The organism is Brucella tritici (assembly GCF_902825325.1).
Lineage (GTDB): Bacteria > Pseudomonadota > Alphaproteobacteria > Rhizobiales > Rhizobiaceae > Brucella.
On the sequence record NZ_CADEAR010000019.1, the window covers coordinates 36,266 to 47,228 of the forward strand.

Below are 10,963 nucleotides of genomic sequence, written 5' to 3' on the forward strand. Positions count from 1 at the left end.
TGCATAGCTACTCTGCTGCTTCTGCTGCGCATAGCGTGCCACATTCGACAGCTTCCCGCCCGCCGGACAAGCTCGCCTGACCGAACGCGACGGTTGCAACCGCGCTGAGGCTGGCGACCACAGAAACCCAGAAGCCGTTTGCGGCACCGAAATTGTCGACCACCCAGCCGGAAACGAACGCGCCAAGCGCCATGCCGATGCCAATGCCCGTCATCACCCAAGTGATGCCTTCAGTCAGCATCGTTTCAGGTACGCGGCGTTCGATCAGGCCAAAGGCCGTTATGAATGTCGGCGAAATCGCAACGCCGCTGACGAACACCGCCGTTGCCAGAAGCGCTGTAGATGTTCCGGCAAAGGGTAGCGGCAGGGCAGTCAATGCCAGCACGCTGACGGCAATCATCAACTGGCGCTGCAGAGGCATACGAAGCGCCAGTGCCCCAAGCGTTATCCCGACAAGGAACGAACCGATTGCGTAGACGCCGATCACAAGGCTGGCGGCGCCGGGCTGACCAAGCTCGCTTGTGATCGCCACGGCGCTGACTTCGGCGGTCGCAAAGGTGGAGCCGACGAAGATGAGTGCCAGCGTGATGATCTGAACGGGACGCGACCAGATAGCGGAACGTTGCGGGCTGCTCTGGTCAAGCGCGCGAACCGGCGGTTCACTGGAGCGCTGCAGAAGGAAGGCGGTCGTGCCCGCGGCCAGGAAAGCCGTGCTAATAAGCATTCCCGCTTCGGGAAATAACGAAACCGCCAAAGCCACGGAAAGGGAAGCACCTGAAATATAGACCAGTTCGTCGGCGGCCGATTCGAATGCGAAAGCGGTATTCAATTCGGGACGGTTGCGGAAAATTTCGGTCCATCGTGCCCGCACCATTGCCGGGATGCTGGGCATGGCGCCGGCAAAGAATGCCGAGACGAACAATGTCCAATTCGCCCAGCCCAGATTTGTTGCCGCAATCAGAAGGGCGAAGGCTATCACCGAAACGATTGTGGCGGGCATGACGATGCGGCTTTGCCCGTAACGATCGACAAGCCGCGATATTTGCGGCGATATGAATGCATTCGTGAGCGCGAAAGTGGCCGAAACCGCGCCAGCCAACCAGTATTCGCCATGAGTCTGCGCAAGCATGGCTACGATGCCGACCGGCGCCATCGCAAAGGGAAGACGGGCGAAGAACGCAGCCGCCGAAAAGCCAATAGCGCCTGGGGCGCTGAAAATCTCTCTATATGGATTGGACATTGGAGTGGGTCCTTGAAAGGGGATTTACATCACTTGCATACGGTCCGTATGTTAATTAAATAATTGATACGCGGCGTATGTCAACTAATATACGCAGCGTATGCAAATAAAAGGAACCATGATGCGTAAACCGCGAAGCGAAATGATTGCCGAAACAAGGACGAAGCTGATGGCTGCGGGGCGCAAGGCCTTCGGGACCGCTGGCTATACTGAGGCTTCGATGGATGATTTTACCGCCTCCGCCGGGCTGACACGCGGCGCGCTCTATCACCATTTCGGTGACAAGAAGGGTCTTCTGCAGGCCGTGATCAACGAGATCGATTGCGAGATGGCCGCGAGACTATGCACGATTTCTGCGAAGGCACTCGACCGCTGGCAGGGCTTTGTCGACGAGAATGTGGCCTATATCGAGATGGCGCTTGAGCCGGAAATCCAGCGGATCATGTTTCGCGACGGGCCGGCAGTGTTCGGCGATCCTTCGAGCTGGCCGAGCGCCAATGGCTGTATCCGCACGATAGCCACAAGCCTCGATGCCTTGCGTGAAGAAGGTATCATCGTCGATATCGACTCGGAAGCCGCCGCGCGGCTGATCAATGCGGCGAGCAGCAGCGCCGCGCAATGGATCGCCAATTCGGACGATCCCGAAGCCACGTCAAAGCGAGCCGTCAAGGCGTTCAGGACGTTTCTGGAAGGCCTGTTGAAGCGAAAAAATTGAGCTATCTTTTGTATTATCTGAGGGATGCAAATGTCGGAATCAGACCACTAGCCCGACACGATCGACGTGAAATCAGCCGTACCTGCAAAACGCGCGGCCCTTACCTTGCCGTATTTGCTCTTGTCGATGACGAGATGTTTCTCGACGGCGCGCTGCATGGCCATCTGCTTGATCGGCACTTCATGGAAGTGCGAGCAGGTGACCCCATGCTGATCATCAACGCCGCCAGCCGACAGAAAAGCCTTGTTGATGTTGACGCGCTTCAGGACGTCGATCCCCTCGTCACCTGAAAACGATGCCGCTTCCGGGTGATAGAGCCCACCCAGAACGATAAGGCGCACATCGCTGCGCTGCGACAGGATTTCCGCAATATTGAGAGCGTAGCAGACAACCGTAATGTGCTGGTTCTGCGGTATGCGGTGAGCAAGGTGCGGCATCGTCGTGCCGCAATCGATGAAAACCGTATCATAGGGTTCGATCAGCGCTGCGGCTGCGGCACAGGCCTGCGCCTTGGCATTGGCATGACTGTCTTTTTCAAAATCAAAGACATAATCGCCATTCACACCGTCTTGCGTGGGGATAATGTAACCACCCAAACAATTCAGCATCCCGCCATCGCCGCCGATATCGCGGCGGATCGTCATTTCAGAAACGCCGAGACGCGCTGCCGCATCGCGCAGGCGAAGCACGCCGACTTCATCGACCAGCGCCGCCAGTTCGGCAATCCGCTCTTCCTTCCGGCTGATTCTGCTCACGCTGTCCCCATTCCTTGCGGTCCGCTCACCCCGTTTATACGTCCGTCACATTTCACGCAATGCGATCATCCGATCTTGACAGGCTGAACATAAATGTGAAACGATCCAAACATAATGATCGGATTGTAACATTATAATTCGCATTGTTGGGAGGATATGACAACAGGGTTTTGCGCGCCTCGAACAGAATTCCATTCTTCGAGGACGTCAGACAGGCGGGAAAACAGATCGAATTTTCGCCCGGCCGGGAAGCCGGGCATGGAGGAGAACGCCGACGCACTCACCGTTCCTGAGATGCGTCGGCGTAGCAACAATTGTGTTTGTCCGAGCCATCAAGGGTGGGCGACCAAAGAATTCCCAGGGAGGAAACACCGGTGAAAAAATTTCTAGCATCCGTGGCGATTGCCATGTCCGTTGCCGTTCCGCACGCTTTCGCGGAAGGCGTCGTTGATACGTCGAAGATTAACAAGGAACTGATTACCACTGCCAATGACAAGAAATACACCATCGCAACCGTTGTGAAGGTAGACGGCATTGCCTGGTTCGACCGCATGCGCGATGGCGTCGACCAGTTCAAGGCTGACACCGGCAATGACGTCTGGATGGTCGGTCCGAGCCAGGCGGACGCTGCTGCACAGGTACAGATTGTCGAGAACCTGATCGCACAGGGCGTTGACGCTATTGCTATCGTGCCGTTCTCGGTTGAAGCCGTGGAGCCGGTTCTGAAGAAGGCGCGCGAACGTGGCATCGTCGTCATCAGCCACGAAGCATCCAACATCCAGAACGTCGATTACGACATCGAAGCCTTCGACAACAAGGCCTATGGCGCCAACCTGATGAAGGAACTCGGCAAGTCGATGGGCGGCAAGGGCAAATATATCACCACCGTCGGCAGCCTGACCTCGAAGTCGCAGATGGAATGGATCGACGGTGCCGTCGAATACCAGAAGGCCAACTTCCCGGAAATGGCCGAAGCTACCGGTCGTCTGGAAACCTATGACGATGCCAATACCGACTATAACAAGCTCAAGGAAGCGATGACCGCCTATCCGGACATCAAGGGCATTCTCGGCGCGCCGATGCCAACTTCTGCCGGCGCCGGACGCCTGATCGCCGAAGGCGGCCTCAAGGGCAAGGTCTTCTTCGCAGGCACGGGCCTCGTTTCGGTGGCTGGTGAATATCTGAAGAACGACGACGTCCAGTACATCCAGTTCTGGGACCCGGCCGTTGCAGGCTATGCCATGAACATGCTGGCCGTCGCAGCGCTTGAGAAGAAGAACGACCAGATCAAGGCCGGTCTCAATCTGGGCCTGCCGGGCTATGAAAGCCTGCTGGCGCCGGACGCTGCCAAACCGAACCTGCTCTATGGCGCAGGCTGGGTCGGCGTGACCAAGGAAAACATGGATAAGTACGACTTCTAATATCCATGGCTGCCTCTGACGGGAGGGGTGCCTGCCCCTCCCGCCGGACAAATTGCATTCCAGCCTTGCACGAGGCCCCTCATGAATGAAAACCTGATTGAACTGCGCCATATCGGAAAACGCTTCGGTGGTGTCAGGGCACTGGACGACGTTTCCTTTGCCATAAAGCCGGGCGAAATCCACTGCCTCGCAGGCGAAAACGGCTCCGGCAAATCCACCATCATCAAGGTCATGTCGGGCGTCTACACGCCGGAAGACGGCGAGATACTGATCGACGGCAAATCGGTCGGCAAACTCGACCCCGTCAAGTCGGTTCACCACGGCATTCAGGTGATCTATCAGGATTTCTCGCTGTTCGGGAACCTGACCGTTGCCGAGAATCTGGCAATCAATACTTTTCTCATCGAAGGCCGCAAAGGCGTCGACTGGAAGCGCGTGCGCGAGCTGGCGCAGAAGGCGCTGGACCGGCTTGGTGTCAGCATCGACCTCGATGCGGATGTGGACAGCCTGCCGACATCGGGCAAGCAGATCGTGGCGATTGCGCGCGCCGTCATGGCTGACGCCCGCCTCATCATCATGGACGAACCAACCACCGCACTGACGCGGCATGAGGTCGATGCGCTGTTCAAGATCGTGCGCGATATTCAGGCACAGGGCATTGCTGTGCTCTTCGTCAGCCACAAGATGCGCGAGATGCTGGAAATCAGCGAAAGGCTGACCGTCTTCCGCAATGGCAAAAAGGTTGCTGAAGGCCCGATTTCCGATTTCGACGAACCGTCGATCACTCGCGCCATGACCGGTCAGGAACTCACGTCGGACCATTATCACTGGATCCCGCGTGAAGGCGCTTCGGCCAATCCCACGCTTGAAATCAAGAACCTTTCTGTTCCGGGCTCGGTGGAAAATGCCAGCCTCACTCTCAATGCGGGCGAAATCGTCGGCATATCCGGGCTGATCGGCTCAGGCCGTACGGAACTGGCACTAGCGCTCTTCGGTATGAAGCCGGATTTCACCGGTACTGTTCGTATCGATGGCAGGCAAGTTCACCCGAAAACAGTTCAGCAAGGGATCGCCTGTGGCGTCGCCTATGTGCCGGAAGACCGCCTGACGGAAGGTCTGTTCCTGACGCAATCGATCGAGCGGAATATCATCGTCACATCGATCGAGAAATTCGTGCGCGGCCTCTTCATCGACCGCAGGAAAGCTGACGCCACCACCCGCGACATGTTTTCGGCGATGCATATCGTTGCCCCCGGGCCGCATACGCCGGTCAACCACCTGTCGGGCGGCAACGCGCAACGTGTGGTGCTGACCCGCTGGCTTTTGACAGGCGCAAAAGTGCTGATCCTCAACGGGCCGACCGTCGGTGTCGATGTCGGCTCCAAGGCACAGATCCACAATATCATCCGCAAGCTTGCCCGCGATGAAGGGCTCGCTGTTCTGATGATTTCCGACGATGTGCCCGAGTTGGTGCAGAACTGCAATCGTGTGCTCGTGATGCATCGCGGACGTTTCGTCGACGAACTTTCCGGTGAAGCCATGACCGAAGATGCCGTCAATGACCGGCTCAAGACGCTGAATTGAGGAACCGGCACATGAAGTTTTTCCGCAGTACCGAATTCATCATTGCCTGCGTGTTGTTCGCGGCGATGGTCATTATCGGCCTCATCAATCCGGCGTTCTGGTCGCTGGACAATATCTTCGGCCTTCTTCGCTCCAATGTCGTGATCGGCATCATGGCGCTCGGTGTGTTGCTTGTGATGATTTCCGGCGGCATCGACGTCTCCTTCACCGCCTTTGCCATCGCGGCCATGTATCTGACCGTCCGCGCCATGGTCTATCTCGGCTATGACGGCGTGCTCATTCCGTTTGTGGCGGCAACGCTGATCGGCCTGCTGCTTGGCGCTTTCAACGGTTTCATCATCCATCGCTTCAAGATGATCCCGCTGATCGTGACGCTCGGCACCGGTTCCATCGTGCGCGGGCTGGTGCTGGGCCTTGTCGGCACCAGCATCGTCAACATCAACAAGATGCCGAAGGAACTGATCGAATTCGGCAAGACAGATGTGATCTCGCTGACATCGGCGTCCGGCACGGCATTCGGACTGACCGCGATGTTCGTCGTCTATCTGGCGCTGGCCCTGCTGATCCACCTGATCCTCAATTATACGATGATCGGGCGTAGCGTTTATGCCTATGGCGGCTCACCGGAAGCAGCAAAGCGCGTTGGTTTCAATACGCGCCGCACGATCTTCTTCGTCTATTGCGTGGCCGGAGCGCTTGCAGGCTTCGCTGGCCTTCTGCATTCCTCGATGATCTGGCTTGCCAATCCGCGCGATTTCGTCGGGCTTGAGTTGGACGTGATCGCAGCCGTGGTTCTGGGCGGCGCGTCGATCTTCGGCGGACGCGGCACCGTTCTCGGCACGTTGATGGGTGTCTTCATGCTCGTCATGGTCAAGAACTCACTCATCATCATGAAGGTGGACACCACATGGCAGCGCGTCGTGGTCGGTCTCATCATCATCGTCGCCACAGACGATATTTTCGCCGACAACACCATCCGCAACCTGAATGAATTCGGCGTCGATACGCGTCATGTGCGCAAGGTTCCCGGCAAGTCGAGCGGCGTTGCGCCAATCTTTGTCGAACCATCGGGTGAAAACTCGATCCTGATCGTCAAGGGCGCCAATGCCGATCTTCTGCCTGCCGAAGTCGATAAGGCTGCCGACGATCTGAAAGCTTGCGGCCTTATCCTGATGCAGATGGAGGTTCCGGTTGAGACCGTCTATCACACCATCGCTTTTGCGGCTGAAAACGGCATCGAAACTATTTTGAATCCTGCGCCTGCCGCCGCTGATCTTGATCCCGAGCTTATCCGGCAGGTGACCTTTCTCGTGCCGAACGAGAGCGAACTGGCAATCCTCTCCGGCCTGCCGACCGGCACGGACGACGAAATCGTCACCGCAGCGCGTTCGCTCATCGCGCGCGGCATCCGCACCGTCATCGTCACGCTCGGCGGACGCGGCGCGCGCATGATTACGGCAAGCGAAATCGTCAATATTCCACCGGTCAAGGTCACGCCAAAAGACACGACCGGCGCGGGCGACGCTTTTATCGGCTCCTTTGCCCGCTTCTACGCCGGGACCGGCAATGTGGAAGCGTCGCTTCGCAAAGCAGCGCTCTACGCTGCCCATTCCATTACCCGGCCCGGCACGCAGAAAGCCTATGCCAGCCGGGAAGAATTCGAAACGTTCTGCCGCGATCACACTCCCACGATCGAATGCGCCTGAACGCATCTGAACTTATGAACGGACAATGAAATGACCGAAGCCCTCCCCCGTAATACCGGGACACCGCTCAAGCCGGAATGGTTTGAGGACGTGTCCGTCAATCGCAGTGCTTCCGAGCGCCGCGCCGCCACAATCAGCGCCCGCCGTTCGGTGAAAAAGGAATATCAGGCGGCGTGGCTCATCCGTGCCATCCAGTGCATCGACCTGACGACACTTGCAGGCGACGACACGGCGGGCCGTGTGCGCAGGCTCTGTGCCAAGGCGCGCCGTCCGGTGCGCGAGGATGTTCTGGAAGCGCTGGGCCTTGCAGATGCGGGCATCACCACCGGCGCGGTCTGCGTTTATCCGACCATGGTTTCCCATGCGGTGAAGGCACTTCAAGGCTCCGGCATTCCGGTTGCCTCCGTTGCAACCGGTTTTCCGGCCGGTCTGACACCGCTGCCACTTCGCCTTGCAGAAATCACCTACGCCGTTGAACAGGGCGCGCATGAAATCGACATTGTGATTACCCGCGAGCATGTGCTGACACAAAACTGGCCGGCTCTCTACGACGAGATTGCCGCTATGCGCGAAGTCTGCGGGGATGCACATATGAAGGCGATCCTTGCCACTGGCGATCTCAACACGCTGAGCAATGTTTATCGCGCCTCGATGGTGGCGATGCAGGCAGGCTCCGATTTCATCAAGACCTCGACGGGCAAGGAAGACGTCAACGCGACCCTGCCGGTGAGCCTGACCATGGTGCGGGCACTGCGCGATTATGGCGAGCTGTCCGGTCAAAGCGTCGGCTTTAAGCCGGCGGGCGGCCTCAAGACGGCCAAGGATGCGCTCACCTGGCTCAGCCTCATGAAAGAAGAGCTCGGTAATCGCTGGCTGGAGCCCGATCTTTTCCGCATCGGCGCAAGCTCGCTTCTCGGCGATATCGAACGGCAATTGGAGCACTTCGTGACCGGACGCTACTCCGCTGCCAACCGTCACGCCGCTGCTTAAACTTGGAATTTCGCATTCTCCTACGCAAAACCGCTTCGCACTTTTGCTGGAAATGCTCGTAAGGAATATAAATATGCGACCCATCAAGGACATCCTGAAGACCATGGAATATGGACCTTCCCCCGAAGCAAACGGCGATGTGAACCTGTGGCTGGAACAGCATGGTCGTTCTTTCGGCCACTATATCAACGGCGCTTTTGTCAAACCGGAGGGTCGCAAGACGATTGCGGTTGCCAATCCGGCCAATGGTGACAAGCTCGCTGAAATCATCTGCGGCAATGCGGAAGATGTCGATCAGGCGGTGAAAGCCGCCCGCGCTGCCTTCGGCAAATGGTCCAAACTGTCTGGCTATGAGCGCGCCAAATATCTCTATGCCATCGCACGCCACATTCAGAAGCGCGAGCGCTTTCTGGCCGTGCTGGAAACCATGGACAACGGTAAACCGGTCCGCGAAACCCGCGATATCGACATTCCGCTCGCCGCCCGCCATTTCTATCATCACGCAGGTTGGGCCGAGATGGTGGAAGACGAATTCAAGGGTTTTTCGCCCGTTGGTGTCTGCGGTCAGGTCATTCCGTGGAATTTCCCGCTTCTCATGCTTGCCTGGAAAATCGCGCCTGCTTTGGCTGCCGGTAACACGGTCGTTTTGAAGCCTGCCGATCTGACACCGCTTTCAGCCATTGCCTTTGCTGAAATCTGTCATGAGGTCGGCCTGCCCGCCGGTGTCGTCAATATCGTGCAGGGCGATAGCACCACGGGCGCGCAAATCTGCGGCCATGACGGCGTGGACAAGGTAGCCTTCACCGGCTCGACGCAAGTTGGCCGCGTCATTCGCGAGCAGATTGCCGGATCAGGCAAGAAGCTGTCGCTGGAACTGGGTGGCAAGTCGCCCTTCATCGTCTTCGAAGATGCCGATCTTGATGCCGCAGTTGAAGGTGTCGTCGATGCCATCTGGTTCAATCAGGGCGAAGTCTGTTGCGCAGGCTCGCGCCTGCTCGTGCAGGAAGGCGTTGCCGACCGCTTCTATGCCAAGCTCAGAAAGCGCCTTGAGACACTGCGTGTTGGCGATCCGCTCGACAAATCCACCGATGTCGGTGCCATCGTTTCGCCCGGTCAGGTAAAGCGCATTTCCGATCTCATCCAGAAAGGTATCGAGGAAGGCGGCGAGCTCTGGCAGACGCCGTACCCGCTGCCAGCAAAGGGCAATTATATCGCACCCGGCTTCTTCACCGATGTGGATCAGGCCTCGACCGTCTGTCAGGTTGAAATCTTCGGCCCGATTGCAGCCGCCACAAGCTTCCGCACGCCGGATGAAGCCGTAGCCCTTTCTAACAACACGCGTTATGGCCTTGCAGCCTCAATCTGGTCGGAAAACATCAATGTCGCGCTTGACCTTGCCGCGCGGGTGAAGGCCGGTGTCGTCTGGATCAACTGCACCAATATGCTGGATGCAGGCGCAGGTTTCGGCGGCTACCGCGAAAGCGGATTCGGTCGCGAAGGCGCACGCGAAGGCATGTACGAATATCTTGTTTCCGATTGGGAGAAAGCGCTCCCCTCGGCCAAAGTTGCGGACGCCTTCGTGCCATCGGCTTCGCCCTCCGGCGATGACAAGATCACCAACGACGGTATCGACCGCACGATGAAGAACTATATTGGCGGCAAGCAGGCCCGCCCGGACGGCGGTTACAGCTATTCGGTCACTGGCAAGGGCGGTGCGGTCATCGGCCAGGCTGGTATCGGCAACCGCAAGGACATCCGCAATGCGGTGGAAGCGGCGACCAAGGCCGGAAGCTGGGGCACAGCCACGGCGCATAACCGGGCTCAGGTGCTCTATTATCTTGGCGAAAACCTTGATGCGCGCCGCGCGGATTTCGTGGCACGGCTGATCGAAAGCACCGGCATCAGCCAAAAGAAAGCGGAAGAGGAATTTGAAACCGCACTGCGCCGGATTTTCTATTATGCCGCGCAGGCCGACAAGTTCGACGGAGCGGTTCATTCCACCAAGTCGCGTCATGTGACACTGGCGATGAACGAACCTTGGGGCGTGATGGGCATCGTCTGCCCCGACGAAGCGCCGCTTCTTTCGCTTGTCTCTCTGGTCTTGCCGGCAATCGCCATGGGTAACCGAACGGTCATTGTACCGTCGAGCCGTCATCCGCTGATCGCCGGTGATTTCTATCAGGTACTCGACACATCCGATGTACCGGGCGGCGTGGTCAATATCGTCACCGGTGAACGGGATCTTCTGACGAAGACGCTTGCCGAGCACGATGATGTTGCCGCACTCTGGTATTTTGGTTCACGCGAGGGCAGTGCCATGGTCGAAAAGGCGTCAGCAGGCAATCTCAAAGCCACTTGGGTCAGCAATGGCCGCTTGCCCAATTGGCTCAACAAGGCGGACGGGCAAGGCCTGGACTACCTGCGCCGAGCAATCCAGGTGAAGAACATCTGGGTGCCTTACGGGGCATAATAGACAATCGGGTAGGAGGGCATTTTAGGCCCTCCTCCCACACCACCGTACGTACGGTTCCGTATACGGCGGTTCATGAAGC

7 protein-coding genes and 2 pseudogenes are annotated in these 10,963 nt (G+C 57.9%); 7 read left to right on the plus strand and 2 right to left on the minus strand.

The window, feature by feature from the left end:
• Positions 1–7: 7 nt before the first annotated feature.
• Positions 8–1,240, minus strand: coding sequence for an MFS transporter (locus tag HWX93_RS19655; RefSeq protein ID WP_176038429.1), 1,233 nt, complete (start codon positions 1,238–1,240; stop codon positions 8–10).
• 121 nt (positions 1,241–1,361) lie between these two features.
• Between HWX93_RS19655 and HWX93_RS19660 the strand changes: the two genes are divergently transcribed.
• Positions 1,362–1,955, plus strand: coding sequence for a TetR/AcrR family transcriptional regulator (locus HWX93_RS19660; RefSeq protein ID WP_109988115.1), 594 nt, complete (start codon positions 1,362–1,364; stop codon positions 1,953–1,955).
• Between the two features lie 47 nt (positions 1,956–2,002).
• Here HWX93_RS19660 and HWX93_RS19665 read toward each other — a convergent pair whose 3' ends face one another.
• Positions 2,003–2,710: a DeoR/GlpR family DNA-binding transcription regulator gene (locus tag HWX93_RS19665; protein WP_176038430.1), complete on the minus strand. Its 708-nt coding sequence runs from the start codon at positions 2,708–2,710 to the stop codon at positions 2,003–2,005.
• A gap of 374 nt (positions 2,711–3,084) precedes the next feature.
• On the opposite strand from HWX93_RS19665, the gene HWX93_RS19670 reads away from it, so the two are divergent.
• The 6 genes and pseudogenes from HWX93_RS19670 to HWX93_RS19695 all read left to right on the plus strand — a co-directional run bounded on the left by HWX93_RS19670 (position 3,085) and on the right by HWX93_RS19695 (position 10,881).
• Positions 3,085–4,131, plus strand: a complete 1,047-nt coding sequence (locus tag HWX93_RS19670) for an autoinducer 2 ABC transporter substrate-binding protein (RefSeq protein WP_176038431.1) — start codon at positions 3,085–3,087, stop codon at positions 4,129–4,131.
• Positions 4,132–4,212: 81 nt separating this feature from the next.
• Positions 4,213–5,715, plus strand: coding sequence for a sugar ABC transporter ATP-binding protein (locus HWX93_RS19675; RefSeq protein WP_176038432.1), 1,503 nt, complete (start codon positions 4,213–4,215; stop codon positions 5,713–5,715).
• Positions 5,716–5,780: 65 nt separating this feature from the next.
• Positions 5,781–6,650: pseudogene (locus HWX93_RS19680) on the plus strand (ABC transporter permease); the annotation flags it as partial.
• A 15-nt stretch (positions 6,651–6,665) separates the two neighbouring features.
• Positions 6,666–7,421: pseudogene (locus HWX93_RS19685) on the plus strand (ribokinase); the annotation flags it as partial.
• A gap of 30 nt (positions 7,422–7,451) precedes the next feature.
• Positions 7,452–8,411 (plus strand): deoxyribose-phosphate aldolase, encoded by a 960-nt coding sequence (gene deoC, locus HWX93_RS19690; protein ID WP_176038433.1) that lies wholly within the window; start codon positions 7,452–7,454, stop codon positions 8,409–8,411.
• A gap of 73 nt (positions 8,412–8,484) precedes the next feature.
• Positions 8,485–10,881 (plus strand): aldehyde dehydrogenase family protein, encoded by a 2,397-nt coding sequence (locus tag HWX93_RS19695; protein ID WP_176038434.1) that lies wholly within the window; start codon positions 8,485–8,487, stop codon positions 10,879–10,881.
• Positions 10,882–10,963: the final 82 nt, after the last annotated feature.

Bases quoted from the DNA above. Each gene is read 5' to 3' on its own strand.
- HWX93_RS19655 (WP_176038429.1), bottom strand. From the start codon at position 1,240: ATGTCCAATCCATATAGAGAGATTTTCAGCGCCCCAGGCGCTATTGGC.
- HWX93_RS19660 (WP_109988115.1), top strand. From the start codon at position 1,362: ATGCGTAAACCGCGAAGCGAAATGATTGCCGAAACAAGGACGAAGCTG.
- HWX93_RS19675 (WP_176038432.1), top strand. From the start codon at position 4,213: ATGAATGAAAACCTGATTGAACTGCGCCATATCGGAAAACGCTTCGGT.
- deoC (WP_176038433.1), top strand. From the start codon at position 7,452: ATGACCGAAGCCCTCCCCCGTAATACCGGGACACCGCTCAAGCCGGAA.
- HWX93_RS19695 (WP_176038434.1), top strand. From the start codon at position 8,485: ATGCGACCCATCAAGGACATCCTGAAGACCATGGAATATGGACCTTCC.